The organism is Saccharothrix variisporea (genome assembly GCF_003634995.1).
GTDB classification, from domain to species: domain Bacteria; phylum Actinomycetota; class Actinomycetes; order Mycobacteriales; family Pseudonocardiaceae; genus Actinosynnema; species Actinosynnema variisporeum.
Genome location: NZ_RBXR01000001.1, coordinates 527,675 through 553,832, shown reverse-complemented (window position 1 = coordinate 553,832; position 26,158 = coordinate 527,675). Strand labels below are relative to the sequence as shown.

General features: G+C 72.1%; 23 protein-coding genes. 7 read left to right on the top strand and 16 right to left on the bottom strand.

The features are described 5' to 3' along the window. Positions 1–90 precede the first annotated feature (90 nt). The 6 genes from kal to DFJ66_RS02450 all read right to left on the bottom strand — a co-directional run bounded on the left by kal (position 91) and on the right by DFJ66_RS02450 (position 6,596). The gene (gene kal, locus DFJ66_RS02475; protein ID WP_211350941.1) at positions 91–480 is read right to left on the bottom strand and encodes a 3-aminobutyryl-CoA ammonia lyase; all 390 of its coding nucleotides are present in this window, start codon (positions 478–480) and stop codon (positions 91–93) included. Continuing rightward, the gene (gene kamE / locus DFJ66_RS02470) at positions 477–1,217 is read right to left on the bottom strand and encodes a lysine 5,6-aminomutase subunit beta (RefSeq protein WP_121217533.1); all 741 of its coding nucleotides are present in this window, start codon (positions 1,215–1,217) and stop codon (positions 477–479) included. Before kamE ends, kal begins: the two co-directional genes overlap by 4 nt. Beyond that, positions 1,214–2,782 carry a lysine 5,6-aminomutase subunit alpha gene (gene kamD / locus DFJ66_RS02465; RefSeq protein ID WP_211350940.1) on the bottom strand — a complete coding sequence of 523 codons (1,569 nt, stop codon included), beginning with the start codon at positions 2,780–2,782 and terminating at the stop codon, positions 1,214–1,216. Before kamD ends, kamE begins: the two co-directional genes overlap by 4 nt. Before the next feature lie 2 nt (positions 2,783–2,784). Next, entirely contained in the window at positions 2,785–4,347 is a 1,563-nt protein-coding gene (locus DFJ66_RS02460; protein ID WP_121217529.1) for an amidohydrolase, read from the bottom strand. Further along, complete coding sequence (gene kdd / locus DFJ66_RS02455) at positions 4,344–5,357, bottom strand: L-erythro-3,5-diaminohexanoate dehydrogenase (protein ID WP_121217527.1); 1,014 nt, start codon at positions 5,355–5,357, stop codon at positions 4,344–4,346. The genes DFJ66_RS02460 and kdd overlap by 4 nt, the downstream gene beginning before the upstream one ends. An 81-nt stretch (positions 5,358–5,438) precedes the next feature. Continuing rightward, positions 5,439–6,596: an FAD-dependent monooxygenase gene (locus tag DFJ66_RS02450; protein WP_121217525.1), complete on the bottom strand. Its 1,158-nt coding sequence runs from the start codon at positions 6,594–6,596 to the stop codon at positions 5,439–5,441. Positions 6,597–6,991: 395 nt separating this feature from the next. On the opposite strand from DFJ66_RS02450, the gene DFJ66_RS02445 reads away from it, so the two are divergent. Then, positions 6,992–7,792 (top strand): helix-turn-helix transcriptional regulator, encoded by an 801-nt coding sequence (locus DFJ66_RS02445; protein ID WP_246029536.1) that lies wholly within the window; start codon positions 6,992–6,994, stop codon positions 7,790–7,792. Here DFJ66_RS02445 and DFJ66_RS02440 read toward each other — a convergent pair. The 4 genes from DFJ66_RS02440 to DFJ66_RS02425 form a co-directional block, all read right to left on the bottom strand. Continuing rightward, a complete protein-coding gene (locus tag DFJ66_RS02440) occupies positions 7,729–8,316 on the bottom strand; it encodes an EF-hand domain-containing protein (RefSeq protein ID WP_246029535.1) in 588 nt (195 codons plus the stop codon). The genes DFJ66_RS02445 and DFJ66_RS02440 overlap by 64 nt on opposite strands. Positions 8,317–8,459: 143 nt before the next feature. Further along, positions 8,460–9,959 (bottom strand): tripartite tricarboxylate transporter permease, encoded by a 1,500-nt coding sequence (locus tag DFJ66_RS02435; protein WP_121217523.1) that lies wholly within the window; start codon positions 9,957–9,959, stop codon positions 8,460–8,462. Further along, positions 9,952–10,458, bottom strand: coding sequence for a tripartite tricarboxylate transporter TctB family protein (locus tag DFJ66_RS02430; RefSeq protein ID WP_121217521.1), 507 nt, complete (start codon positions 10,456–10,458; stop codon positions 9,952–9,954). Before DFJ66_RS02430 ends, DFJ66_RS02435 begins: the two co-directional genes overlap by 8 nt. Continuing rightward, positions 10,455–11,435 (bottom strand): Bug family tripartite tricarboxylate transporter substrate binding protein, encoded by a 981-nt coding sequence (locus DFJ66_RS02425; RefSeq protein ID WP_121217519.1) that lies wholly within the window; start codon positions 11,433–11,435, stop codon positions 10,455–10,457. The genes DFJ66_RS02430 and DFJ66_RS02425 overlap by 4 nt, the downstream gene beginning before the upstream one ends. A 157-nt stretch (positions 11,436–11,592) precedes the next feature. On the opposite strand from DFJ66_RS02425, the gene DFJ66_RS02420 reads away from it, so the two are divergent. Next, complete coding sequence (locus DFJ66_RS02420) at positions 11,593–13,176, top strand: ATP-binding protein (RefSeq protein ID WP_121217517.1); 1,584 nt, start codon at positions 11,593–11,595, stop codon at positions 13,174–13,176. Then, positions 13,173–13,841, top strand: a complete 669-nt coding sequence (locus DFJ66_RS02415; RefSeq protein WP_121217515.1) for a response regulator — start codon at positions 13,173–13,175, stop codon at positions 13,839–13,841. Before DFJ66_RS02420 ends, DFJ66_RS02415 begins: the two co-directional genes overlap by 4 nt. A gap of 4 nt (positions 13,842–13,845) precedes the next feature. Here the strand turns inward: DFJ66_RS02415 and DFJ66_RS02410 are convergent, their stop codons facing one another. The 4 genes from DFJ66_RS02410 to DFJ66_RS02395 form a co-directional block, all read right to left on the bottom strand. Next, positions 13,846–17,547: an NACHT domain-containing protein gene (locus DFJ66_RS02410; protein WP_121217512.1), complete on the bottom strand. Its 3,702-nt coding sequence runs from the start codon at positions 17,545–17,547 to the stop codon at positions 13,846–13,848. 61 nt (positions 17,548–17,608) lie between these two features. Then, on the bottom strand, positions 17,609–19,159 hold the full coding sequence (locus tag DFJ66_RS02405) for an alpha-amylase family protein (protein ID WP_121217510.1): 1,551 nt from the start codon (positions 19,157–19,159) through the stop codon (positions 17,609–17,611). Next, the gene (locus tag DFJ66_RS02400; protein WP_121217508.1) at positions 19,156–20,115 is read right to left on the bottom strand and encodes a TIGR03885 family FMN-dependent LLM class oxidoreductase; all 960 of its coding nucleotides are present in this window, start codon (positions 20,113–20,115) and stop codon (positions 19,156–19,158) included. The genes DFJ66_RS02405 and DFJ66_RS02400 overlap by 4 nt, the downstream gene beginning before the upstream one ends. A gap of 39 nt (positions 20,116–20,154) precedes the next feature. After that, complete coding sequence (locus tag DFJ66_RS02395) at positions 20,155–20,634, bottom strand: FxsA family protein (RefSeq protein ID WP_121217506.1); 480 nt, start codon at positions 20,632–20,634, stop codon at positions 20,155–20,157. A 107-nt stretch (positions 20,635–20,741) separates the two neighbouring features. Here DFJ66_RS02395 and DFJ66_RS02390 point away from each other — a divergent pair, with 107 nt between their 5' ends. Continuing rightward, positions 20,742–22,124, top strand: a complete 1,383-nt coding sequence (locus DFJ66_RS02390) for a KamA family radical SAM protein (protein ID WP_121217503.1) — start codon at positions 20,742–20,744, stop codon at positions 22,122–22,124. On the opposite strand, the gene DFJ66_RS02385 is transcribed toward DFJ66_RS02390, so the two are convergent. Further along, positions 22,121–22,396: a hypothetical protein gene (locus DFJ66_RS02385; RefSeq protein WP_121217501.1), complete on the bottom strand. Its 276-nt coding sequence runs from the start codon at positions 22,394–22,396 to the stop codon at positions 22,121–22,123. The two genes, DFJ66_RS02390 and DFJ66_RS02385, sit on opposite strands and share 4 nt — an antisense overlap. 391 nt (positions 22,397–22,787) lie before the next feature. Here DFJ66_RS02385 and DFJ66_RS02380 point away from each other — a divergent pair, with 391 nt between their 5' ends. Genes DFJ66_RS02380 through DFJ66_RS43290 form a run of 3 tightly spaced genes read left to right on the top strand, consistent with a single transcriptional unit; the run spans position 22,788 to position 25,306 of the window. After that, complete coding sequence (locus tag DFJ66_RS02380) at positions 22,788–24,020, top strand: sensor histidine kinase (protein WP_211350939.1); 1,233 nt, start codon at positions 22,788–22,790, stop codon at positions 24,018–24,020. After that, positions 24,008–24,655: a response regulator transcription factor gene (locus tag DFJ66_RS02375; RefSeq protein WP_121217499.1), complete on the top strand. Its 648-nt coding sequence runs from the start codon at positions 24,008–24,010 to the stop codon at positions 24,653–24,655. Before DFJ66_RS02380 ends, DFJ66_RS02375 begins: the two co-directional genes overlap by 13 nt. Positions 24,656–24,700: 45 nt before the next feature. Beyond that, positions 24,701–25,306, top strand: a complete 606-nt coding sequence (locus tag DFJ66_RS43290) for a hypothetical protein (RefSeq protein ID WP_211350938.1) — start codon at positions 24,701–24,703, stop codon at positions 25,304–25,306. Here DFJ66_RS43290 and DFJ66_RS02365 read toward each other — a convergent pair. Beyond that, the gene (locus DFJ66_RS02365; protein WP_121217497.1) at positions 25,287–26,081 is read right to left on the bottom strand and encodes an isocitrate lyase/PEP mutase family protein; all 795 of its coding nucleotides are present in this window, start codon (positions 26,079–26,081) and stop codon (positions 25,287–25,289) included. The two genes, DFJ66_RS43290 and DFJ66_RS02365, sit on opposite strands and share 20 nt — an antisense overlap. Positions 26,082–26,158 lie beyond the last annotated feature (77 nt).

Genomic DNA, 26,158 nt, shown 5'->3' with positions numbered 1-26,158 from the left:
CGGCGGGCAGTACCTATTGACCGTGTTGGACGCCGGCGAAGTTCTTCGGCGGAAACCGTCGCCGGCGTCCAACAGAACCGGTACAGGGGTTCAGGCCTTCTTCGGGGCGACCACCGTGCCGCGGGCGCGGGTGACCACGACCGGCGGGTCCAGGACGTCCGCCGCCGACGGGCCCCGCTCGGGAGCCGAGCGGCAGACCACGCGGGCCTCGAACTCGATCTCGCGGGAGCGGGTGCCGATGCGGACCAGGGTCGCGGTCGCCTCGATGACGTCGCCGGCCTGGATGGGGGCCGCGAACTCGACGCTGGAGTAGCCCGCGAACAGGCCCTCGTCGGCGTCGGTGCGGATCAGCAGCTCGGTGGCCACGTCGCCGAACATCCCCAGCCCGTACGCGCCGTCCACGAGGTTGCCCCCGTAGTGGGCGTGCGAGTGCGGCACGTACCGGCGGTGGGTGACGGAGAAACCCTCGGTCAGGCTCACGCTGCCCCTTTCCTCTCCTGGATGGCGTGCACCAGGTAGCTGGCGACCTCGCCAGGCGTGGTGCCGCGGCTGAACACCCGGTCGACGCCCAGCTCCCCCGCCATCAGCGGGTCGAAGCGGGGGCCGCCGGCGATCAGGAGCGGGCGGCGGTCGCCCATCGCCTCGCGGAACGCCGCGGACATCTCCTGGGTGTTGAGGATGTGCGCGTCCCGCTGGGTGACGACCTGCGACACCAGCACCGCGTCGGCCTTCTCCGCCCGCGCGCGCCGCACGAGGTCGGGCACCGACACCTGCGCGCCCAGGTTCACGACCTTGAGCTCGCGGTAGTACTCCAGGCCCTTCTCGCCGGCGAAGCCCTTGATGTTGAGGATGGCGTCGATGCCGACCGTGTGCGCGTCGGTGCCGATGCACCCGCCGACCACGACCAGCTTGCGCCGCAACAACTTCTTCACCGTCGTGTTGACCTCGGCGGGCGAGAGCAGCGGGTACTCGCGCTCCACCACCCGCACCTCGTCCAGGTCCACGATGTGCTTGACCGACCCGTAGACGACGAAGAACGTGAAGTCCTCGCCGATGGGGTGCGAGTGCACGACCATCGCCGGGTCGATGCCCATCTTGTTCGCCAACTGCTGCGCCGCGCCATCGGCCTTCGGGCCGAACGGGACCGGCAGGGTGAACGACGTCTGCACCATCCCGTCGCCGGTGGTGTCGCCGTAGGGACGCACGTGCCGTTTCACTCGCCCGCCTCCAGCAGTTCCGAGGCCGGGTTGCAGTACTCGTCGGCCTTCTCCACCACGCCGTCCGCGCCCTTGCCGCCGTCCGCGGGCCGTTTCATCAGGCCGAACGTGCCGTCCGCGATGGCGTTGAGCAGCCCGTCGTCCACGATGCGCTCCAGCAGGTCCACGGCCTCGCCGAGCACCTGGTGGGCGCGTTTGACGATGAACCCGTCCGGCGCGGGCCGGAAGTCCTCGGCCAGCCCGCCGGCGGCGTTGAGCACGTACCGGACGTTGGCCAGCGCCAGGTCCCGGTCGGACAGGAACGGCGTCACCACGGCCTCGGTCATCATGCCGACCAGCAGGATCGACTGGCCGGTCAGGACGCCGGCGAGGTTGAAGAACCCGTCGAGCAGGTAGCCGTTGAACACGTCGCCGGTCATGTGCTTGGTCGGCGGCATCCACTTCAGCGGCGCGTCGGGGAACAGCTCCCGCGCCAGCAGCGCGTGCGCGAGCTCCAGGCGGAACGACTCGGGCACCTTGGGGTTGATCTCGAACGCGTGCCCGAGGCCCAGCAGGTGGTCGGGCAGGCCGGCTTCGTGCGCGAAGTGCTCGTTGAGCAGCTGCGACACGGTGACGGTGTGCGCGGCGTCCACGGCGTCGGCGGTGGTGAGGTAGTTGTCCTCGCCGGTGTTGATGATGATGCCGGCGCGGGCGTGGACCTGGCGGGAGAAGCGCTGGTCCACGAACGTGCGGATCGGGTTGATGTCGCGGAACAGGATGCCGTACATGGAGTCGTTGAGCATCATGTCCAGGCGCTGCAACCCGGCCAGCACCGCGATCTCGGGCATGCACAGGCCCGAGGCGTAGTTGGTCAGCCGCACGTACCGGCCGACCTCCTTGGACACCTCGTCCAGCGCGGCCCGCATGATGCGGAAGTTCTCCTGCGTGGCGTAGGTGCCCGCGAACCCGTGGTGGGTGGCGCCTTCGGGCACGTAGTCCAGCAGGGACTGGCCGGTGGAGCGGATCACGGCGATGATGTCCGCGCCGGCGCGGGCCGCGTTCTGGGCCTGGACGACGTCCTCGTCGATGTCGCCGGTGGCCACGATCAGGTAGATCCACGGCCGCTGCGCCGGGTCGCCCCACTTGGCGACCAGCCTCTCCCGCTGCGCCTTGTTCTTGTCGACGGTCTTGATGCCCCGCGTGATGGCCGTGCGGGCGGCCTTCTCGGCGCGGGTGCGGTCGCGGCCGGTCGGCACGGTGAACCGGACCTGGCCGGCGGCGGTGGCCTCGGCCAGTTCGGTCAGCGTGCCGAGGTTGTGCTCTTTCAAGGCGTGGAAGGCGGGCAGGGCGACACCGTGTTCGAGCCCGCAGTGCTCGCGCACGGTGTCGATCACCCGGTTCACCCACGGCACGTCGCCCGCGCGGTGGGTGGAGTCGGCGCCGGTGATCCCGGCCAGCCGCAGCGTGGCGCGCTCGACCGCCACCGTGGTGTGGGCCTTCGCGATGGCCACCACGGGCTCGGCCGCCTTCGCGGCGAGCCTGCGCGCCGTGGCGACCACATCGGGGTCGAGGTCGAGCAACGCCATTGTCACTCCCTTTCGAAAATCGTCTTGCCGCGCAACACGGTCCGCAAGCAGGTCGGGGTGGACTCCAGGTTCGGCAGTCCGGGCACGCGGGAACGCGGGTCGGTGGACCAGCGCTGCACGCGGGAGTCGGGCGTGGTGACCTCCAACTCCCCCGCCTCCCACACCGCGTAGGTGGCGGGAGCGCCGGGCTGGAGGGTGCCGGTGACGCCGTCGTCCACCCCGCCCGCGCGCCACCCGCCGCGGGTGTGGGCGTTGAACGCCGCCCGCGGGGAGATGCCGAACCCGTCCGTGCGGTGGTGCACGGCGGCGCGGATCGCCGCCCACGGGTCCACCGCGGTCACCGGGGCGTCCGAGCCGAACGCCAGCACCAGGCCGGCGCTCGCGAGCTGGGCGAACGGGTTGAGCGCCGTGCCCCGCTCGACGCCCAGGCGCTGCGCGTACATGCCGTCCGGGCCGCCCCACTCGTGGTCGAACAGCGGCTGCACCGACGCCACCACACCCCACGAGCCCAGCTTCGCGGCCTGCTCGGCGGTGATCATCTCGACGTGCTCCAGCCGGTGGCGGCGGGCGGCCAGCGCGGGCGTGCCCACGGTCGCGGCGGCCTTCTCGAAGCCCTCGACCACGGCGGCCATCGCGGCGTCGCCGATGACGTGGAACCCGCCCTGCAACCCGGCCTGGGTGCAGGCGACCAGGTGCGCGGCGATCTCGTCGGCGGACAGGTACAGCGCGCCGGAGGTGTCGGCGTCGGCGTACGGGTCGCACAGCGCGGCCGTGCGGGAACCCAGGGCGCCGTCCACGAACAGGTCGCCGGCCAGGCCGCGCACGGGCAGGTCGATCGGGTCCCGGGAGCCCCAGTAGCCCACGACCTGCGGGCCTTCCGCCCCGGCCAGCAGGTCGGCCAGGTCGTCGCGGCTGGAGATGTCGGGGCCGGCGCACTCGTGCACCGCGGCGATGCCCATCGAGGCCGCGTGCTCCAGGAACGCCTTCTGGGCGGCTCGGCGCTGGTCGGTCGGGATGGCGTCCTTGGCCGCGCCTCGCACGAGGTGGTGCGCGGCGCGGGACAGCGGGCCGTCCGGGGACCAGCCGTCGACGTCGCGGGCGGTCGGCACGAGGTCGACCAGGGCGGTGGAGGCCAGTGCCGAGTGCACGTCGATGCGCGAGAGGTAGACGGTCTTGCCGCGGGCGGCATCGTCCAGCTCGGCGCGTGTCGGCGGGCGCTGCTCGGGCCAGCGGGTCTCGTCCCAGCCGTGGCCCCACACCAGCGGCCCCTCGGCGGCGCGGACCGCGTCCAGCAGCTCGGTCAGGGACCGGCAGCGGGTCAGGTCCAGGCCGGTGCGCAGCAGGCCGGCGGAGGTGGCGTGCACGTGGGCGTCCACGAACGCGGGCGCGACCCACGCGCCGGCCAGGTCCACGACCTCGGCGTCGGGGTGCAGGGCGCGGCCCACGGAGTCCTGGCCCAGCCACACCACGGTGCCGTCGGTGATCGCCATCGCGGTGGCGTCCGGGGAGGTCGGGGAGTGGATCCGGCCCCCCACGAGCAGCCGGGTCCTGTTCACGGTAGTCACGCCTGTGCAGTCTGCCGGTGGTCGAACAGCGCCCGCACGGCAGGCTCGGCGCGCAGCAGGTCCAGGGCGAACTCGGCGTGACCGGGCACGTAGCCGTTGCCGACCAGCATCTCCACGTCCGCCGCCAGGCCCTCCGCGCCCAGCGCGGCGGCGGAGAAGGAGGTGGCCATGGAGAAGAACACGACCGTGCCGCCGTCGGCGGTGGCCAGGATCGCGCCGTGCTCGCAGCCCGGGACGTCCACGCACACCACCGTCACGTCCACGGGCTTGCCCACGGCGTCCAGGACGGCGACCGGGTTGCGGGCGTCGGCGATCACGACCTCGTCGGCCAGCCCAGCCTCCCGCACCCGCTCGGCTTCCTGTGGCGTGGGCACGAGCGCGACCAGGCGGGTCGCGCCGGCGCGGCGGGCGGCGGCCAGCGACAACGACCCCGACTTGCCGCCACCGCCCAGCACCAGCACGGACTGCGCGGCCTTGCGCCGGACCACCCGGTCGGTGAGCGCGGGCGCGCCGCACACGTCCAACACGGACAGCGCGAGCTCGTCGGGCAGGTCGTCGGGCAGCACGGCCGCGATGGAGCGGCCGAACAGGACCGCCGTACCCGTGCACGGGACCTGCTCGGTCGTGCCGTCCCAGTCCGCCAGGTCATCGGTGATGCGCAGCGGGGTGAGGGTGAGCGAGACCAGGGTGGCGATCCGGTCGCCCGGCTCCAGGCCCAGCGGCGAGTCCGGCCCGACCGCGCGGACCGTGCCCAGCAGCATCCCGCCGGACCCGGTGACCGGGTTCTGCATCTTGCCGCGCTCGGCGACGATGTCCAGCACCGCCCGCTTGATGCCGTCGCCGTGCTCCTCGCGGAGCTGGCGGAAGGAAGCGGCGTCCAGGTTGAGCCGCTCGACGTCCACGACGACCTCGTCCGCGCCGCACTCCGGTGTCGGGTCCAGCCGCCACGCCTGCTGCGGCAGGACGCCCGCGGGCTCGACGACACGGTGCAGACCGAACGGCGACGTCATGGAAATCCTTCGGCTTGGCGACGGCTGGACGCCGATATCTTCACGTGAGGCATCAAGATTGCGCAAGAGTTCAGTCCCGGGTCAGTACTGGGGCAGGTCGATCGCCGTGGCCGCCCGCCGGATCGGTTCGGTGATCCGCTCGATCACCCTGTCGCGGCCGGGCAGGTGCGGCAGGAGGCGGAGCATCCGGGTCTGGAACCAGATCTTGGCCTTGGACGACAGGACCATGCCCTTGAGGTTGGCCTCGGCCAGGGCCTGGTTGGCGGTGACGAAGTCCCGCATGCGGGTCTCGTAGCGCTCGAACGCGCCTTCGAGGCCTTCGACCAGCTCGCCCGCGAGCACGTACGCGCCGACCAGCGCCAGGCTGGTGCCCTGCCCGGAGGCGGGCGAGGCGGCGTAGGCGGCGTCGCCCACCAGCACGACCCGGCCGGAGGACCAGCGGTCCATCCGGATCAGGCTCACCGAGTCGAAGTACAAGTCCTGCGCGCGGGCGGCCTCCGCGACCAGTTCCGGCACCTTCCACCCGGCGTTGTCGAAGGCTCGCGCCAGCTGCTCGGCGGGCCGGCCGGCGTGCTCGGGCGAGCGGAACAGGAACAACGCGCGGGCGCCGTCGTCGCCGGCCGTCCGGTAGACGTTGGTCGTGCGGCCGGGCTCGGCGTACAGCAGCTCCTCGCGGTCCAGGCCGTGCGCGGAGGACGAGGTGAAGATCGACACGTGGTGCCCGAGGTCGTGCCGGAACCGCTCCTCCTCCCCGAACACCAGCCCCCGCACCCGGGAGTGCACGCCGTCCGCGCCGACCACCACGTCGAACACCCGCTCCGCGCCGGAGCCGAACCGGACCCGCACCCCGCTGTCGCCGTCCTCGAGGTCCTCCACCCAGTCGCCGAACAGGTACTCGACGTCCGCCGCGTCCCGCAGCACCCGGAGGAGGTCGCCGCGCACGACCTCGACGTCCTCCCCTTCCCGCCCGCCGAACACGTCGGCGCTCATCGTCGCCACCCGCCGGCCGCGAGCGTCCACGAAGTGCACGTCCCGAACCCGCGTCTCCACCTCGCGCACCCGCTCCAACACCCCACCGCGCCGCAACACCTCGACGGCGGCCCCGCGCACGTCGACCTTGTACCCACCGTCCCGCAGGGCGTCGGCCCGCTCGACGACGGTGACGTCCACCCCGTACCGCCGCAACCAGTGCGCCAACGACAACCCCGCCACACCCGCACCCGAGATCAAGATGTCCATGGGGGAATCGTGGTTCCGCCGGACCACCGGACCCAGAGCCGAGGATTTCCTGGGTATCCCAGACCCAGGAAATGTCGGTCCCCCGTGCGACCATGGCATCGGGGGCCGGAGGCCACGCCCGCGCCGCGAGTTTCGCTCATCTCCGCAGGTCACAGCCACCCGCAACCCCGCACCGACCACCGCCACCGGCAAGGCAGCGCCCAGCCTTGACCACCGCGGCCAGCCCGCCGCACACCCCGCCGCACACCCCGCCGCGCCACCCAGCACACCCGCCCACGCACCCCGCCGCGCCACCCACGCCCGCCCCGCCGCCGCGCCAGCTCCCTGCGCCTCACCGCTCCGCGCGCCCGGGAAGTGAGCCGCGCCCACCACCGCGCGCCCTAGGCTGGCCGGTCGTGAGCGAGTTGAGCGAGTTCCTCCGGTCCCGGCGCGGCCGGCTCAGCCCCGAGCAAGCCGGCCTGGCCACCTACGGCACCCGCCGCCGCGTCCCCGGTCTGCGCCGCGAGGAGTTGGCCCAGCTCGCCGGCATCAGCGCCGACTACTACATCCGCTTCGAGCAGGGCCGCCTGGACAACGTCTCCGACCAGGTCCTCGACGCCGTCGCCCGCGCGCTGCGCCTCGACGACACCGAGCACGCCCACCTGCGCACCCTCGTCCGCCCCCACGGCCGCGCCCCCGGCGACCGCCGCACGCGACCGCAGCAGCAGTGGCTGCTGGACAGCATCGCCGGCCCCGCCTACATCCTCGGCGCCCGCACCGACGTCCTGGCCTGGAACGACCTCGCCTGCGCCCTCTACGGCACCGACCTCGCCACCCTCGACCCGCCGAACATGGCCCGCCTGATCTTCCTCGACCCCACCGCCCGCACCCTGTGGGTCCCGTGGGAGGACAAGGCCCGCGACACCGTCGGCGGCCTGCGCGTGCTGGCGGGCATGTACCCCGACGACCTCGAGCTCCGCGCGCTCGTCGCCGAGCTCCACGACGACCCGGACTTCGCCCGGCTGTGGACCGAGCACGACGTCTGGACCAGCCCGTTCGGCGAGAAGCGCTTCCGCCACCCCGTCGCCGGCGAGTTCTGCCTGCACTACGAGGCGTTCGCGGTCCCCGGCGAACCCGACCGCACCCTGATCACCTACACCGCCGAACCCGGCTCCCCCGGCGCGACGGCGCTGAGCGCGCTGGGCGGGCGGCCGTAGAACCAGTTGCCCGGCGCGTCCGGGTCGCCGCTGGTCCAGTACTCGACGATCGCGGTCGCCACCTCCGCGCGGCCCACCGCCCCGTCGCCGTCCCGGTCGAGGTGGCCGAACGCCTCCGCCGCCTCCTCCTCGGGCACGTCGGGCTGGTGGCCGCGCAGGAACGCCAGGTACTCGGCGAACCCGATCCGGCCGTCGCCGTCCGCGTCGGCCGCCTCGAACACCGCCGCCGCCAGGTCCGCGATCGCCCCCGCCCGCCCGGCGGCCCCGGCGACCGCCGCCGCGAACTCCTCGCGGGTCACGCTGCCGTCGCCGTCCGCGTCGTGGGGCCGGTGCACCCGTTCCCAGACCCGGCAGTACGCCTCGATGATCCGGTGCCCCACGTCCGACCTCGGCCCGTACCCCAGCCCCGCGGCCGTCCGCTCCCCCATCACCACGTGGTCGTGCCAGGTCAGCCGGCCGTCCCGGTCGCTGTCCAGGCGGTCGAAGCCGCGGCGGATCTTGCGGTCGAGGAACGACGTGGACACCGGGCCTCCTGTCGGCGTTGCGTCCACCCATCCTCCGAGCACCGCGACCACGACCGCGACATCGGCGCGCGTGATCCAACCGATCGTGCGACCGGGGAAGGCGTGCCGCCGCCGGGGACTCGCGTGCCCGGCGGCGGCGACGCTCAGCCCGTCGCGACCGGCACGCGCGGCCGGCGTCGGCGCAGCACCGCCGCCACGGCGAGCACCGCGACCAGCAGCGCGTAGGCCGCCGCCGCGAACGGGCTGGTCACCAGGGCGGTCGGGTCGCCCTCGCTGATCTGGAGGGTCCGGCGCACCTGCTCCTCCGCCATCGGGCCCAGGATCAGGCCCACGACCAGCGGCGCCACGGGGTAGCCGTGGCGGCGCATGAAGAACCCGGCCACGCCGATGACCAGCAGCACGACCAGGTCGTCCACCACGAAGTTCACCGCGTAGGTGCCCAGCGCGGCGAACAGCAGGATGCCCGCGTACAGGTAGGGGCGCGGGATCTGCAGGACCTTCACCCAGATCTTGACCAGCGGCAGGTTGAGCACCAGCAGCATCACGTTGCCGATGTAGAGCGACGCGATCAGCGCCCACACCATCGCCGAGTTGTTGGTGAACAGCAGCGGTCCGGGCTGGATGCCGTAGCTCTGGAACGCCGCCACGATCACCGCCGCGGTCGCCGTCGTCGGGAGGCCCAGCGTCAGCAGCGGCACCAGGACGCCGGCCGCCGCCGCGTTGTTGGCCGCTTCCGGCCCGGCCACGCCCTCGATCGCGCCCTTCCCGAACTCGTCCTTGTGCCGCGACAGCTTCTTCTCCGCCGCGTAGGACAGGAACGTCGAGACGTCCGCGCCGCCCGCCGGCACCGTGCCGATCGGGAAGCCGATGAACGTGCCGCGCAGCCACGGCTTCCACGACCGCCGCCAGAACTCGCCGGTCATCCACTTGCCGCCGACCGGCACGACCTCGACGGGACCGTGCCGGAGCCGGGAGGCCACGTAGAGCGCCTCGCCGACCGCGAACACGCCGACCGCGACGACCACGACGTCGATCCCGTCGGCCAGCGTCGCCACCCCGAGGGTGAACCGCTGCTGACCGGACAACGTGTCCGTCCCGACCAGGCCCAGGAACAACCCGACCGCCAGCGACGCCAGGCCGCGCACCGGCGAGGACCCGAGCAGCGCCGCCACGGTCGCGAACGCCACCACCATCAGGGCCACGTAGTCGGCCGGGCCGAGGGTCACCGCCACGTCGGCGATGGTCGGCGCCAACGCCGTGAGCAGCACGGTCGCGATGGTGCCCGCCACGAACGACCCGATCGCCGCCGTGGCCAGCGCCGCCGCGCCCCGACCCGCGCGGGCCATCCGGTTGCCCTCCAGCGCGGTGACGATGGAGGACGACTCGCCGGGGGTGTTGAGCAGGATCGAGGTCGTCGACCCGCCGTACATGCCGCCGTAGTAGATGCCCGCGAAGATGATCAACGCGGCGGTCGGTTCCAGGGTGTAGGTCAGCGGCAGCAGCAACGCCACCGTCATCGCCGGGCCGATGCCCGGCAGCACGCCCACGGCGGTGCCGAGGGTGACGCCCAGCAGGGCGTAGAGCAGGTACTCGGGCTGCGCGGCGGTCGCGAAGCCCTCCAGCAGGGCGGTGAGGCTACCCATCGAGAAGCGGCACCCCCTCGAACACGCCGGCCGGCAGCGACAGCCCCAGCCCGGACGCGAACACCACCTGCACCACCAGCGCCAGCACCACGGCGATCGGCAGCGCCTTCCACCACACCGCGCCCAGCGCCCACGCCGTGCCGAAGAACAGCACGGCCGCCGCCACCGGCCAGCCGACCACGTCGATCAGCGCCAGGTGCGCCACCAGCAGCGCGACCAGCTTGGCCACGGTGAGCCAGTCGGTGCGCACGCCGGTGTCCACGTCCTCGCCGTCCTCGGCCTCGCCCAGCCGGCCCCGGGCCGTGGCGACGATCGCCGCCACGCCCGTGACCAGCAGCAACACGCCCACGGCGTAGGGGAAGGCACGGGCGCCCACGGCGTCCCGGGTCGTGGCGATGGTGCCCGCGTCCACCAGGGTGAACACGCCCAGCGCCGCGACCAGGCCGCCGAAGACGTACTCCTCGACCTTCGCCGAGGTCTTCTCCGCAGGTGCGGTCACTTGACCAGGCCGATGTCCTGGAGGACCGGCTTGATGCGGCCGATCTCCGTGGTGAGGAACTTGGAGAACTCGTGGCCGGTCAGGAACGTGTCGGTCCAGCCCTTCTTCTTCAGCTCCTCCTGCCACTGCGGGCTGGCGTGCATGTCGGTGACCAGCTTGACCAGCCGGTCCTTGGCCGCCGGCGAGATGGAGCCGGGTGCCACGACCCCGCGCCAGTTGATCAGCTCCACGCCGGTGCCCAGGTTCTTGAACGTCGGCACGTCCAGGTCGGGGTTCGGGGTGGGGCCGGAGGTGCCCAGGGCGCGCAGCTTGCCCGCCTTGATCTGCTCCTTGTACTCGCCGACGCCGGAGATGCCCGCGTCGACCTTCTTGCCCAGCAGCGCCGCCAGCGACTCGCCGCCGCCGGAGTAGGGCACGTAGTTGAGCTTGGCCGGGTCGATGTCCTTGGCCTTGAGCAGCATGGCGGCGAGGATGTGGTCGGTGCCGCCGGCCGACCCGCCGGTGATCGACACGCCCTGGCCCTTCTCGGCGACGGCCTTGAGCAGGTCCTCGATGGTCTGGTACGGCGAGTCGGCCGGGACGACGACCACTTCCTCCTCGGCGGTCAGCCGGGCGATCGGGGTGGTGTCCTCCAGCCGCTTGTCCACACCGTTGGTCTCCACCGCGCCGACCATGACCAGGCCGGTGACCATCAGGTAGGACTCGGACTTCTCGTTGGCCAGCTTCTGCAGGCCGACCGTGCCGCCGGCGCCGCCGACGTTGCTGACCTGCACCGACTTGACCAGGCCCGCGCCGGTGACCGCGGCCTGGACGGCGCGGGCGGTCTGGTCCCAGCCGCCGCCCGGGTCGGCCGGCGCCATGACCTCCAGCTTGGCGATCTCCCCGCTCGCCGACGACTTCGCGCCTCCCCCACACCCCGCGAGCACCAGGCCCGCGGCGAGGACCGCCGCGACCAGTCGGGTGTGCTGTGCTGCCATCGAATGCCTCCACCGTTCCCACCCCGGGGCGTCGTCGCCCTGGTTGGGCGGGAACGGTAGGGACGGCGGGGACGGGCGGTAAGGCATCGGTCGTAAGGGCCGTATTGGTCGTTTAGGTCGTGGCTCGTCTCACACGCCGTGCGTCAGAATGCCTGCCATGCGTCGCCGTCGCCGCACCGTGCCCCTCGGGTGGTCCCTGCTCGTGTTGCAGGTGGTCATCGTGCTGGTCACGACGTGCGCGGCGGGTCTGCTGGCGGCCAAGCTCCAGTCCGACCGGATCCGGGAGGCCTACAAGGACCGGATGCTGTCGGTGGCGGAGAGCGTCGCGAGGTTGCCCACGGTGGTGGAGGCGTTCGGCTCGCCGGACCCGGCGGCGACGATCCAGCCGCTGGCGGAGCTGATCCGCAAGGCGTCGGGCGTGACGTACGTGGTGGTGACCGACCGCAACGGCGTCCGCTACGCCCACCCGGACCCGGCGCGCATAGGGGAACGCGTCTCCACCGACCCGAGTTCGGCGTTGTCCGGGCACGTGTTCGTCGGCACCGAGACCGGGACGCTGGGCACGTCGCTGCGGGCGAAGGTGCCGGTCCGGGCCGCCGACGGGCAGATCATCGGGATGGCGTCGGTGGGCATCCTGGAGGCCGAGCTGGACGCCGACCTGGCCGAGGACCTGCCGGAGCTGATCGGGTGGCTGGCCGCCGCCGCGCTGGTGGGCGTGCTGGGCGCGGCGCTGGTGACGCAGCTGGTGCGGCGGCGGACGTTCAAGCTGGAACCGGCGGAGATCGCGCAGCTGCTGGAGACCCGGGACGCGATGCTGCACGGCATCCGCGAGGGTGTCGTGGCCGTGGACGAGCGGGAGCGGTTGGCGCTGGTCAACGACGAGGCGATGCGGCTGCTGGGCCTGTCGGAGGACCCGACCGGGCGGCCCGCGGCGCAGGTGCTGGAGGACGGCGGGCTGCTGGACCTGGCGCGCGGGGTGGACGACGTGGCCGACCGCCTGGTGCTGGCCGGCGAACGGGTCCTGGTCGCCAACCGGATGACCGCCAAGACCCACGGCCGCCCGGTCGGCGTGGTGCTCACCCTGCGCGACCGGACCGAGCTGCACGACGCGTTGCGCCAGCTCGACGGGCAGCGGACGGTGACCGAGGTGCTGCGCGCGCAGGCCCACGAGTTCTCCAACCACCTCCACGTCATCGGCGGCCTGGTCGAGCTGGACCGGCGCGCGGAGGCCGTCGCCTACATCGAACGCGTCGGCGGCGCGGGCTCGGTGACCTCGGACATCATCTCCGGCGCGGTCGCCGACCCGGCGCTGGCGGCGCTGCTGCTGGCCAAGTCGTCCACCGCGCACGAGCGGGGCGTGGCGCTGCGGCTGGACCCGTCGTCGGCGGTGGCGACCCGGGCCGGCGACGACGCGCTGACCGTCCTGGGCAACCTGGTGGACAACGCGGTGGACGCCGTGGACCCCGGTGGGACGGTGCGGGTGCTGGTGCGGTCGTCGTCGGACGGGGTGCGGATGGTCGTGGACGACGACGGCCCCGGGGTGGAGGAGTCGCAGCGCGGGCGGATCTTCACGCTGGGCGTGAGCTCGAAGGCGCCGGAGGGCGCGCACGGACGAGGGATTGGACTGGCGTTGGTGTCGAGGGTGGTCACGCGGCGCAGCGGCCGGGTGGAGATCTCCGACTCGGAGCTGGGCGGGGCGTCGTTCGACGTGTGGCTGCCGGACGGGAGTGTCCGGTCGTGACGGTGCGGACGCTGGTGGTGGACGACGACTTCGCCGTGGCGGCGATCCACCGGGGTTTCCTGGAGGCACTGCCGGAGTTCACGGTGGTCGGCGAGGCGCACGGCGGCGGCGAGGCGCTGCGCGCGGTGGAGGCCCTGCGGCCGGACTTGGTGCTGCTGGACATCCACCTGCCCGACATCTCGGGCCTGGAGGTGCTGGCCCGGCTGCGGGCGCGGTCCGGTCCGCCGGTGGACGTGATCGCGGTGACGGCGGCGCGGGAGCTGGAGACCGTGCGGCAGGCCATGTCCCGCGGAGTCGACCACTACCTGGTGAAACCCTTCACCCGAACGGCTTTCCTGGACCGGATGCGCGAGTACCTGACGCGCCGGTCGGAGGTGCAGCGGCTGGGACGGTGGCTGGACCAGGACGAGGTGGACCAGCTGTTGCAGCACCGGCCCCGGTCGGGGCTGCCCAAGGGGTTGTCGGCGGTGACCCTGCGGCTGGTGACCGAGGCGTTGCGGGACAGCCCGACCGACCTGTCCGCCCAGGAGGTGGGCGAACGAGCCGGGCTGTCCCGCGTGAGCGCTCGACGGTACCTGGAGCACCTGGTGGCGGTGGGCAAGGCGGAAGTCCAGCCGCGCTACGGCATGGCCAACCGCCCCGCCCACGGTTACCGGCTGACCTGAACCCTCACCGCCCAACGGCGAACCACCGGCCTTCCCGGGCAACTCCTGCCAGCGGGACCTCTCTCGTCGCTGCGGAGCGCAGGCTCTCCGCCAAAGTCACCCAGTACTCCGGGTACGACGCCGCATCGCAGAGGATGGCGTGCACAAGGCCAAGCGACAGTTCCACTTTCGCCCCGTCGAAAGGACCGAACCACACCAGAGGTCCGACTTCGCGCAATGTGGCGCTCAGGGCCTCCGTCGGTTCCCGATGCATGCGAGCGTGGACGGCCCGTTCCACGGGCCAACAGTACGGATCCGCATCCAGCACGCGCCTCAACGTCTGGTGGTGCACCTCGTCCAGCGGGTCGAGGGCGTCGACACTGACCGCGTGGTGGAGTAGCAGGGCGGCTGCCGGAGCGGCCAGTGTCCTCACCGGCCCGAGGATCGACCGCGACAGCGGTACCGAGAGCTCGTACCTTGCAAGCGCACTGGACATCGAGAGCAGCGCACTGCGATCAGACTGGGGCAACTCCAGCAACGCCTTCTCGACCAGATCCACACACTCGGACACGATCGACTCCGGAGCGGCCAACAGCAGCGTCAACGTCCACCCGGCGAGTGCGACCGGATCGGTGCGATCGGGGAACTGCCTACGCCACCACGCACGCCGTGTGCGGTTGTGCGGAACTCCTGCGGCGAGATCATCGCCGACCGCCTCCTGGTCGGTGGCGAATTCGAGCACGGTGCACACGCCGATGGCGGCGATGGCGTTCGCGAGGAGGCACTCACCGTGGATTTCCCTTATCGCCGCCGACACTTCAGCGCAACTGCTCGCCGTCGCAGGAATGACGGGATCGGCGTCGGGAGCGGTGACCAGGGCGCTGTAGCGGACGTCCACGTCGACCAGCCTGGTCACCGCCTCCCGCGTCCGATTCGATGAAGGCCAGCCGAAATGGCCGGTGGCCGGCCCTCCGATGTAGTGCTCGCGTGCGCCGGAACCTGTGAAGCGTTCGAACCTGGTCAGGCGCAGCAGGTCGGCGGCGTGGCTTCGACCCGCGGGTTCGTCCCACGCGCAGTGGCCGTCGAGCACTGCTCGCAGCATCCTGTGGTCGCCCGGCGAGCCCGGCGGCGGCGTGACACCTGCCGAGATCGCGTACCGCGCCGTTGCCGTGTCGGCGAGCGACAAGCGCTCGGTGATGTCATGGGGCAACCGCTCGCCCGCGCGCAACGCCACACCCAACCGCAGCCAAGCGGCCTCGTCCACAGTCCCCGACGCTCTGGCCATGTGGGGCTGCCACCACGTGTCGAACTGCCGGGTGTAAGCGTCTGTGTCCGAAGTCGCGTTGTGGGCGACCAGTTGCGTCCGCAGGACGCTCATCGGGTGAAGCGGCTCACGTTCGACTCGGATCAACAGCGCCTGCGCGAACGCGTCCGCGCCGCGGTCGTGCGGAAGTGGACCCAGCTCGCGCCCGTTAGCGAGGAGGATGTGCACGCTGAGGTCGTCGGCGAACAGTCGCGCCACGGCGGCTTGAGTGCGCGGACGTGCGGCGAACACACCGTCCCGCAGAAGTGCCCACGTCAGGGTCCGGGTATGGGCGATGCGGCCGGCCCCCGGAATCTGCACAGTCGGCTGCCCTTCCGGGTCGCCCAGCGGCGGGACCGACTGGGGACTGAGCCGCTCGAACTCCTCCTCCAAGACCTCCGCGAGTGCGGCCAACTCGTTGACGGCGGCGAAACCCGCGTAGAAGCGGCACGTGTTGCTCCAGTACGGCCGCCGCAGCAACGCGCGGAAGACCTCTGAGGTGTCGAAGTACCGCCGGTCCGCGCCCGCGACCTCGTACAGGTGCTTGGCTGCGAAGTACTCCTGCACCGGCTGGACATCGAACTGGAAAGTGCCCTGTTCCTTGCTCGTCAGCGCCCAGACGCGGTCGGTGACGGCCGTGAACAGCTCCTCTACGAGGTCGACGTTCTTGTCCGCGGTGAACAGGTACTCCAGGATCGCGAGCTTGATCTCGCGGATCGGCAGGGTGCCGTTGGACCGCTCGGTCTCCGCGATCGACTGGAGGTGCCACCCCAGGTAGGCGGTCACCTCCTCCAGGTCCTTGCGGTGCCGGTGCACGCTGGCGCTCTTGGCGGCTTCGCGGTCGAGGAAGGTTTCCATGAACGACCGGTAGAGCTCCGTGCGGGCCTGCGGGATGGAGTCGCCCCGCTTGAGGATCAGGTACAGCAGGATGGTCAGCTGCATCGGGTTCTCGGCCAACTGGGCGATGTGTGGCTCCATCGCGCGCCGTTCGAAGATCGAGGTCAGCGACTGCTCGTCGTGTGGCGACAACTCCAGGGCGGCGGCCCACTTGCGCAGGTAGGCACTCCGGATCTCGGCGTCCAAGGGGAGCAGTACGACGTGCTCGAAGTGGTCGGTGGACGGTTCCGCCAGGTTCGACGAGTTCGGGCGGGTGGTCACGACCACCTGGGGCGTCCAGCTGTTGGCTGACAGTCGCGCACGCAGCCTCTCGATCTGGTCGACGACCTCCGCCCGGACCGCGCTGTCGGCCACCTCGTCGAGCCCGTCCAGCACGAGCAGGAGCGGGAAACGGTCGATCAAGTCGTGGACGGTTTCGACGTCCACCCGGCGGCCACCGCTGCGTGCTCGCAGGAGGTCCGCGAGGAACGCCTCCAGGGACCGGGCCGATCGCCGCACCGGCGGCGCGGAGAGGTCGAACGGGTTGTCGCCACCCAACCAAGACGCATAATCACGCAACTCGACCTTCAGCGGCACCCGCACCTGGTCCTGCGCGACTACGCCTGCTGGACCGCGCACGAGGAGCGCCGCGCGGTGGCACTGGCACACGAACTGCGCCAGCGTCGATTTGCCCTGTCCGGGCGCACCGAGCACCACCGTCAACGGGTGATCGGCCTGGAGGAGGTACTCGGCTGCCCCGCCCAGGAGATCGGCCGAGTGGTTCGACGGGGTCTTGGCCACCTTCCCGCCCGCCGACTTCCACCGAGGGAACCTGACCCTCGCCGCGCGCACGTCGACGTACAGGTCCGCCAAGGCGTGCGAGTTCAGGTCGACCTGCTTGAACTTGACCTTCGCGTCCTCGTCCCACTGCGCAGCGATCACCTTCATGAGCAAGTCGCGCAGCTTCATCTCCCGGACCTCACGCTCGGGCGCTTCGAGCATGTACCGGATCAAGTCCCAACCGGCCAACATGTCGGCGAAGGCCCACCGCAGCGACTCGGGTGCCCCGTCGACGCGGGCGTCCAGGTCCGCGCGCCACCAACAGGCCATCTCGACACCGAACTCCGCGGACAAGCCGACCAGCATCCTGTGGAGCCGGTCCACGGTCCCGCGGTCGAGCGTGCCTGTGCCGGCAACCGACGTCAGGAGTATGTAACGCCTGGCACCTCTCGCCACCAGCGCCCGGATGTTCGCCGCCTCACTCCGGACGGCGTTGGTCAGCCACGCCACCGGATCCCGTTCGGGCGTGGCCGACCACTTCACCTGGTAGACGATCGTGCCGCCGCCCGGATGCGGCCGGACAGCGTCGCGCCCGCCGTCCGCCTGCCCGACCGGCATGCAGGTGACATCCGGGAAGGCGTGCGCCAACAGCGCGGAGCAGAGCCGTTGGAAGCCCTTCTCCTCCAGTCGCTCGTACAGGTAGCGGCCGCGCTGGGACCGCTGCGGTAAGTCGGATGAGGGCGACGGGGATCCGGTGGGGGCGACCACCCGGGCAACCCTACCGGCGACCACCGACACCGACGGCCGGACACTCCGTCGCCGCCCACGACTACCGGCTGACCTGAACCCCTTCCGCCCACGCCCGCAACCAGCGGCAGCCGTAGGGCTCCAGCGTGAACTTGGGCTTCACGGGCTGCTCGGTGAACACGTCCGTCAGCTCACCGTCCACAGAGGACAGGTCCAGCTCGGCTTCCTCGTCGCCCAGGTTGTGCACGGCGATCACCGTGCCGCCGTCGATGTCGCAGCGGTGCGCCAGGACGGCCGGCTCCGGGGTGTCGATCAGCTCGTAGGTCCCCCACGCCAGCTCCGGGCAGTCCCGGTACGCGCGGATCAGCTGCTTGATCCACGACAGCAGCGAGTCGTCGTCGTGGCGTTGCTCGCGGGCCGCGTCCCACCACATCGGGGTGCGCACGGCCAGCCTGCCCTCCTGCGACAGGTCCTCGGTCATGCCCACTTCCTCGCCGTAGAACAGCACCGGCGTGCCGGGCAGGGCGAACAGCAGGCTGTAGACCATCTTGATGCGCCGCAGGTCCCCGTCGAGCATCGACGGCAGGCGGCGGCGCAGGCCGCGGCCGTAGAGCTGCATGTCCGGGTCGGGGCCGAAGGCGGCGAAGACCTCCTGGCGCTCGGGCTCGGTCAGCTTGTCCAGGGTCAGCTCGTCGTGGTTGCGCACGAAGGTCGCCCAGTGGCAGTCGCGCGGCGGGAGCGGGCGTTCCTTCAGGGCGTGGGTGAGGGGGCTGGCGTCCTTGCGTGCCAACGACAGGTACATCTGCTGCATGCCGATGAAGTCGAAGCACATGTTCAGCTCGTCGCCCACGCCGTCCGCGCTGCCGAAGAACTTCATCGTGTCCGTGTACGGCAGGTTGACCTCGCCCAGCAGCACGCCCTCGCCGTTGCGGCGGGACAGGAAGGCACGCAGGTCGCACAGGTAGTCGTGCGGGTCGGGCAGGTCCTGGACCGGGGCCTCCAGGAGGAACGGCACCGCGTCCACGCGGAAGCCGGACAGGCCCAGCTCCATCCAGAACCCCATCACCCGCGCGATCTCGTCACGCACCTCGGGGTTGGCGACGTTGAGGTCGGGCTGGTGCTTGTAGAAGCGGTGCAGGTAGTACTGGCCGGTCTTCTTGTCCAGCTCCCAGAGGGACTTCTCCTTGTCGGGGAAGACCACGCCCTTCTCGGCGTCGGGCGGCGGCTGGTCGCGCCACACGTACCAGTCGCGGCGCGGGTTGTCCTTGGACGAGCGGGCCTCCTGGAACCACGGGTGCTGGTCGGAGGTGTGGTTGACGACCAGGTCGGCGATCACGCGGATGCCGCGGTCGCGGGCGGTGCGGACGAACTCCACGAAGTCGCCGTGCGTGCCCAGGCGCGGGTCCACGCCGTAGAAGTCGGTGATGTCGTAGCCGTCGTCGCGGTCGGGCGAGGGGAAGAACGGCATGAGCCAGACGCACGTCACGCCCAGGTTGTGCAGGTGGTCGATCTTCTGGGTCAGGCCGCGGAAGTCGCCGTGGCCGTCGCCGTCGGAGTCGTGGAAGGTCTCCACGTCCAGGCAGTAGACGACGGCGTTCTTCCACCACAGGTCGGCGGTACGCGTGAGCTTCACCGGCCCACCTCCGGCAGGACGTGCTCGCCGAACGCGTCGAGGAACCGGTCCTGTTCCTGGCCGACGTGGTGCAGGTAGATCTCGTCGAAGCCCAGCTCGGCGTACTCGGTGAGCATCGCGGCGTGCTTCTTCAGGTCGGCGGAGACGTTGACCGTGCGGGCGACCTGCTCGGGCGTGACCTGCTCGGAGATGACGTCGAACTGCTCGGCGGTCTCGACGTCCCAGCACACCGGCGGCGCGAACACGTTGGATCGCCACTGCTCGTGCGCGGTGGTCAGGGCTTCCTCCTCGGTGGGCGCCCAGCTCAGGTGCACCTGGAGGCACAGCTTGCCGATGCCGCCCGCGCCCCGGTACGCCTCGACGACCTTGCGCAGGTGCTCGGTCGGCCCATTGACGGTGATCAGCCCGTCGGCCCACTCGGCGTGCTGCCGCGCGGTCTCCACGCTGACGGCCGCGCCGAGGAGCTTGGGCGGTTCGCCGGGTCTGGTCCAGACGCGGGCGCGGTCGACGTGGACCAGCCCGTCGTGGCTGACCTCCTCGCCGTCGAGCAGCGCGCGGATGACGTCGACGCACTCGCGCAGGCGGGCGGCGCGGACTTCCTTGCGGGGCCAGCGTTCGCCGGTGATGTGCTCGTTGCTGGCCTCGCCGGTGCCCAGGGCGGCCCAGAAGCGGCCGGGGTACATGGCGGACAGCGTGCCGATGGCCTGGGCGATGATCGCGGGGTGGTACCGCTGGCCGGGCGCGTTGACCACGCCGAACGGGAGGCTGGTCGCTTCGAGCGCGGCACCCAGCCAGGACCAGGCGAACGCGGACTGCCCTTGGCGGGCGCTCCACGGCGAGAAGTGGTCGGAGGACATGGCCGCGTCGAACCCGACCTCTTCCGCGCGCTTCACGGCCCTGAGCAGCTCGGACGGGTGAACCTGCTCGTGGGAGGCGTGCACACCGATGACCGTCATGGGCTGTGTGGTACCCGCGACGGCCGCGGGTGACACCGGTCAGGTGAGTTCGGGGCGGTGCGTGGGAGCCGGTTCGTCGGGGTGCACGTCGATCACGTCGCCGTCGATGACCACGCCGCCGGCCGTGGGTGGGCGGCCGTAGCGGAGGTTCAGGGTCATCTCGCGTTCGCGTTGTTCGGCGCGGCGGGCGATGCGCTTGCTGATCAGCCGGCGGGTGGGTGGGAAGAGCAGGAACAGGCCGGCGATGTCGCTGAGGAAGCCCGGCACGATGATCAGGAACCCGGCTGCCGCGATGAGGACGCCGTCGGCGATCTCCTGGTGCGGGGCGCGGCGGGTGCGCACGGCTTCGGTGAACGCCGCCATCGTGCGCGAGCCCTCCCGGCGCATGAGCACGGAGCCGACCACGCCGCCCAGGATCAGCAGGCCGAGCGTGGGCAGGAAGCCCCACGTCCCGGCGGCCCACACCAAGGTCAGCAACTCGACGGCCAGACCGATCAGCACCACGGCGAACACGCGCATACCTGACCAACGAACGAGCGGCCCAAAACACTCCCTGCCGGAATATTTACGTCGAACGGCCCGTCTGGCAGCATATCTTTACGCCACTCAACGGGTAGGGAGCATGGATGACTGCGCTACACGACGTCGTGCCCGCGGTGCCGCGACCCGACCTCCAGCCGTACACCTACGTCCGTCGCGAGCTGATCGAGCCCGACTGGCGGCGGTTCCCGGGCTGGCGGCAGGTCACCGACGCGCAGTGGCGCGACGCCCAGTGGCAGCGGGTGAACTGCGTGAAGAACGTCAAGCAGCTGCGCACCGTGATGGGTGACCTGCTCGACGAGCGGTTCTACGACGAGCTCGCCGCCGACCAGGCCGACCTCGCCACGATGTCCATGCTGGTGCCGCCGCAGATGCTCAACACGATGGCGCCGCACGCCGAGCCCGCCGAGTTCACCGACGCGTTCTTCGCCGACCCGGTGCGCCGGTACATGATCCCGGTCCGCTCCGACCGCGACCCGCACTGGCCCAGCCACCCGCACTCCTCGCGGGACTCGCTGCACGAAGCCGAGATGTGGGTGGTCGAGGGCCTGACCCACCGCTACCCCACGAAGGTGCTCGCCGAGCTGGTGTCCACGTGCCCCCAGTACTGCGGGCACTGCACCCGGATGGACCTGGTCGGCAACTCCACCCCGCAGGTGCAGAAGCACAAGCTGCTGCTCAAGCCGGTGGACCGGCAGGACCAGATGATCGACTACCTCAAGCGCACGCCCGGCGTGCGGGACGTGGTGGTCTCCGGCGGCGACGTGGCCAACGTGCCGTGGCCGCAGCTGGAGTCGTTCCTGATGCGGCTGCTGGACATCGAGACCGTGCGCGACGTCCGCCTGGCCACCAAGGCGCTGGCCGGCCTGCCGCAGCACTGGTTGCAGCCCCGCGTCGTGGAGGGCATGGAGCGCGTGGCCCGCACCGCGCACCGCCGCGGCGTGAACCTGGCGATCCACACCCACGTCAACCACGCGCAGTCCGTGACCCCGCTGGTCGCGGAGGCCGCGCGGACGGCGCTGGACGTCGGTGTGCGGGACGTGCGCAACCAGGGCGTGCTGATGAAGGGCGTCAACGCGACGCCGGACGACCTGCTCGACCTGTGCTTCGCGTTGCAGGGCGAGGCGAACATCCTGCCGTACTACTTCTACATGTGCGACATGATCCCCAACGCCGAGCACTGGCGCGTGGCGGTGTGGGAGGCGCAGGAGCTGCAACACGCGATCATGGGCTACCTGCCGGGTTACGCCACCCCGCGCATCGTGTGCGACGTGCCGTACGTGGGCAAGCGGTGGGTGCACCAGGTCGCCGAGTACGACCGGGAGCTGGGCATCTCGTACTGGACGAAGAACTACCGGACCGGTATCGAGCTGGAGGACCCGGACGCGTTGGACCGCCGGTACCCGTACTACGACCCGATCTCGACGTTGGGCGAGGCCGGCCGGGACTGGTGGTCGAAGCAGGCTTAGTCCGGGGTCCCGGCGTTCACCGGGACCCCTGCGCACCTCAACGCCGGCACGACCGCGGCGAGGGTGATCGCGCACGCCGCCGACACGGCTGTCATCACGTTGCCGGCGGCGGCCGCACCTCCTGCCGCACCCGCGAACGCCGCCACCGCCTCGCCCGTGAGGAAGGCGGCCCCGACCCGGCCGAGCAGGGCGTTCGGGGTGGTGCGCTGGAGCAGGGTCTGGGCGGTGGTCAGCACGGCGGACCCGAACGCGCCCACCACCGCGGCGGCCATCGCGGCCGGGACCGTTCGGGTGGTGAACCGCAGGGCGAAACCGGTCGCCGTGCCCGTGAGCGCGCAGGCGGAAGTCCCGGACGCGCAACGCCCCTGTCAAGAGAGGCTGCGATGGCACTCGGGGCACGGTTGCGGGCGTTGCGCGCGGCCGGCGGGAAGACGGTCGCGGCGGTGGACCCTCCCCCCGCCACCGCACGACCAGCGCCGCCAGCGCGGGGGCGAAGGCGAAAGGCAGTCCGGGTCGCGGTGATCGTCATGCCGCTCAGCAGACCAGCGGCGGCGGAAGCGATCACTACCACCGGGCGGTGTCCCGGAGGTATGCCCAGCCCTACCCCGGGAGTACGTCCGAACCCACCGACAACCGCGCCGCGCCTCGGCTAGCGTCCGCACGGTGATCTTCTGGAAAGCCCTGCGGCAGCGGAACTTCCTGGTGACCTGGTGGCCGTGGCGGGCGTTGGCGTTCGTCGTGGGCACGCCGGTGGTGGCCGGGGTCGTCGCGGTGCCGGTCGGGGTATTGAGCGCGCCGGGGTTGTTGGCGTTGTCGCCTGCGCAGCCGGCCCGGTTCGCCTTCGCGGTGGTCGGGTTGGCGGTGGTGGGCGCGGGGTTGCCGTGGGTGGCGCGGCCGTTGGCGCGGGTGGAGCGGCGGCGGTTGCGGCTGGTGGACCCGCGGCCGGTGCCGCACCACCCGCCGACCGGGTACCGGGACGCCGCCACGTGGCGGGAGGTCGCCTACGCGGTGCTGCTGCTGACGTTGGGGCCGCTGGTGTACGTGCCGGCGTTCCTGGTCGCGGCGGCGCCGTTCGTGCTGCTGGTCGGGCCGGTGCTGCTGGTGGGCGCGGACGGGCCGGTGGCGCTGGGGTTCGTCGTGGCCGACTCGTTCGACGAGTCCCTCGGGTACGCGCTGGTCGGGCTGGTGGTGCTGCCGGTCGTGCCGTACCTGTGGTCGCTGGTGGCCGCCGCGCACGCCGCCGTGGCACGGGCGTTGCTCTACGACGACGAGCGGCTGGTGGAGGTGGCGCGGTCGCGGGCGCGGCTGGTGGACGGGTTCGACGCCGAGCGGCGGCGCATCGAGCGCGACCTGCACGACGGCGCGCAGGAGAAGCTGGTCGGGCTCACGCTGCGGCTGGGATTGGCGCGGCTGGACGTGCCCGCCGACTCCCCCGCCCACGAGCACGTCACCCGAGCGCACGAGGAGGCCAAGCAGCTGATGGCCGACCTGCGGGAACTGGTGCGCGGCATCCACCCGAAGGTGCTGGCCGACCGGGGGTTGGCGGCGGCGCTGGAAGACCTCGCGAGCCGCGGACCGGTCCCGGTGGACGTGGCCGCCGACCTGCCGCCGCTGCCGCCGCACGTCGAGTCGACCGCGTACTTCGTGGTGGCCGAGGCGTTGACCAACGTCGCCCGGCACAGCGGCGCTTCGGCGGCGTCGGTGCGGGCGTCGGCGGCGGACGGCGTGCTGGTGGTGGAGGTCCGCGACGACGGGCGCGGCGGCGCGGACGCGGCGCGCGGCACCGGGCTGACCGGGTTGGCCGACCGGGTCGCGGTGCTCGACGGGCGGATGGCGCTGTCCAGCCCGGCGGGCGGGCCGACGCTGGTGCGGGTGGAGCTGCCGTGGTCCGCGTAGTGCTGGCCGAGGACGGCGTGCTGCTGCGCGAAGGCCTCGCCGGGCTGCTGGAGCGGTTCGGCCTGCCCGTGGTCGCCGCGGTGGGGGACGCCGGGTCCCTGCTCGCGGCCGTCGCCGAGCACCGGCCCGACCTGGTCGTGACCGACGTGCGGATGCCGCCGGGGTACCGCGACGAGGGCCTGCGGGCGGCGGTGGCCCTGCGCCGGGACCACCCGGGCCTGCCCGTGGTGGCGTTGAGCCAGTACGTGGACCGGGGGCTGGCCGCCGAACTGCTCGACGCGCGCGGCGGCGTCGGCTACCTGCTCAAGGACCGGGTCGTGGACGTGGAGGACTTCGCGGCGACCCTGCACCGCGTCGCCGCCGGCGGCACGGCGATCGACCCGGAGGTCGTCCGCCAACTCCTCACCCGCCGCCACGACCCGCTCGACGCCCTGTCACCCCGGGAGCGCGAGGTGCTGGCCCTGGTCGCGGAGGGCTCCTCCAATACCGCCATCGCCCGCCGCCTGGTGGTCAGCGAGGCGGCGGTGGGCAAGCACGTGGGCAACATCCTGGCCAAGCTCGGCCTACCCCCCGACGACGACACCAACCGCCGCGTGCTCGCCGTCCTGACCTACCTGCGCCGGCCGGCCGGGTGAGAATCCGTTCCCGCTCCCGGCACCCGGCGGCCTAGGCTGCCGCGCGTGAACGACACCGTGACGCTGTGGCGGCCGACCGGGCAGGCCGAGTTGGACCTGGTCGCAGGCTCCGGCTGGCGGGCCTGGCCGCCGCGGCTGCCCGACCAGCCGATCTTCTACCCCGTGGCCAACCGCTGGTACGCGGTGAGAATCGCGCGGGAGTGGAACGTGCCCGCCGAGGGTGTCGGGTACGTGACGCGGTTCGCCGTGGACGCCGAGTTCCTCGCCCGCTACCCCGTGCAGCAGGCCGGCGGGCGGGATGTGCTGGAGCACTGGGTGCCCGCCGAGGACCTGGACGAGTTCAACGCGCACATCGTCGGACCGATCGTGTGCGAGAGCGAGTACCGGGCCGGGGTGGCCGGGACCGGGCTGCCGGACGGGTGGCGGGAGTACCTGGCGGGCGAGTCGTGGTTCCGGGCGGGGTTCCTGGCGGACGGGACGCGGTTGACCGTGTTCTCCCCCGACGAAGTCAAGTCCACTGTGGACGAGCGTGTGACGGTCGCCGAGGACGGTGACGGGCGGGCGGTCGTGTTGGACGCCCGGACCGGCACCGTGACCCTCGGCGACGCGCGGTACGACCTCGACTCGTTCGTCAAGCTCCTGGAGTGGTGAGCAGGGCGTTCATCCGGCCGTAGTCCACCGCGCCCGACGGGTAGCCCTCGTCGGCCAGCACGCGGCGGGCCGCCTCCAGCGCCACCCCGTACGCGGCCTCCGCGATGGCCTGGCCGACGCTCACCCGGGCCACGCCCAGCGCGGCCAGCTCGGCGATCGACGGCGCGCCCGGCCCGGCCATCACGTTGAGCGGGGCGTCCAGGCCTCCGACCAGGGCGGCGATGGTGTCCGGGTCGGTGACGCCGGGCACGAACACGCCGTCCGCGCCGGCCGCCAGGAACGCCTCCGCGCGGCGCAGGACCGTGTCCACCGTGCGGTCGCCGAAGAGGTAGACGTCGATGCGGGCGTTGACGAACAGGTCCACGCCCGCGTCGTCCGCCGCCTGCCGCACCACGCGCAGGCGGGCGGCGTGGTCGGTGACGTCCAGCAGCCGGCCGGCGGCGCTGTCCTCGATGTTGATGCCCACGACGCCGGCGGCGAGCACCTCGCGGACCGTGCGCGCCGGGTCGTCGAAACCGCCCTCGACGTCCGCGGTCACCGGCACCGACACCGCCCGCACGACCCGTTCCACCGCCCGCACCGCCGGCTCCCGGTCCAGGTGGCCGCCGTCGGCCGCGCCCAGGCTCCACGACACGCCCGCGCTGGTCGTGGCGACCGCCGCCGCGCCCGCGTGCTCGACCAGCCGGGCGGAGGCCGCGTCCCACGCGTTGGGCAGCACCAGCACCGGGCCGGTGTGCAGGTCGCGGAACGCCTTCGCCTTGTCCTGCTGTGACATTTCCCCGGTTCCCCCTCGAGAACGATCCGTTGTGCGGGCACCAGCTTCGCCGGGGCGTGGGGCGTTGTCTGGCCGGA

Coding starts and splice junctions, on each gene's coding strand:
- kamD (WP_211350940.1), bottom strand. CDS start 2,782: ATGGCGTTGCTCGACCTCGACCCCGATGTGGTCGCCACGGCGCGCAGG.
- DFJ66_RS02385 (WP_121217501.1), bottom strand. CDS start 22,396: ATGGCCGCCGCGGTGGTGGGCGCGTTCGGGTCCGCCGTGCTGACCACC.
- DFJ66_RS02425 (WP_121217519.1), bottom strand. CDS start 11,435: ATGGCAGCACAGCACACCCGACTGGTCGCGGCGGTCCTCGCCGCGGGC.
- DFJ66_RS02395 (WP_121217506.1), bottom strand. CDS start 20,634: ATGCGCGTGTTCGCCGTGGTGCTGATCGGTCTGGCCGTCGAGTTGCTG.
- kdd (WP_121217527.1), bottom strand. CDS start 5,357: ATGACGTCGCCGTTCGGTCTGCACCGTGTCGTCGAGCCCGCGGGCGTC.
- DFJ66_RS02435 (WP_121217523.1), bottom strand. CDS start 9,959: ATGGGTAGCCTCACCGCCCTGCTGGAGGGCTTCGCGACCGCCGCGCAG.
- DFJ66_RS02450 (WP_121217525.1), bottom strand. CDS start 6,596: ATGGACATCTTGATCTCGGGTGCGGGTGTGGCGGGGTTGTCGTTGGCG.
- DFJ66_RS02400 (WP_121217508.1), bottom strand. CDS start 20,115: ATGACGGTCATCGGTGTGCACGCCTCCCACGAGCAGGTTCACCCGTCC.
- DFJ66_RS02420 (WP_121217517.1), top strand. CDS start 11,593: ATGCGTCGCCGTCGCCGCACCGTGCCCCTCGGGTGGTCCCTGCTCGTG.
- DFJ66_RS02390 (WP_121217503.1), top strand. CDS start 20,742: ATGACTGCGCTACACGACGTCGTGCCCGCGGTGCCGCGACCCGACCTC.
- DFJ66_RS02365 (WP_121217497.1), bottom strand. CDS start 26,081: ATGTCACAGCAGGACAAGGCGAAGGCGTTCCGCGACCTGCACACCGGC.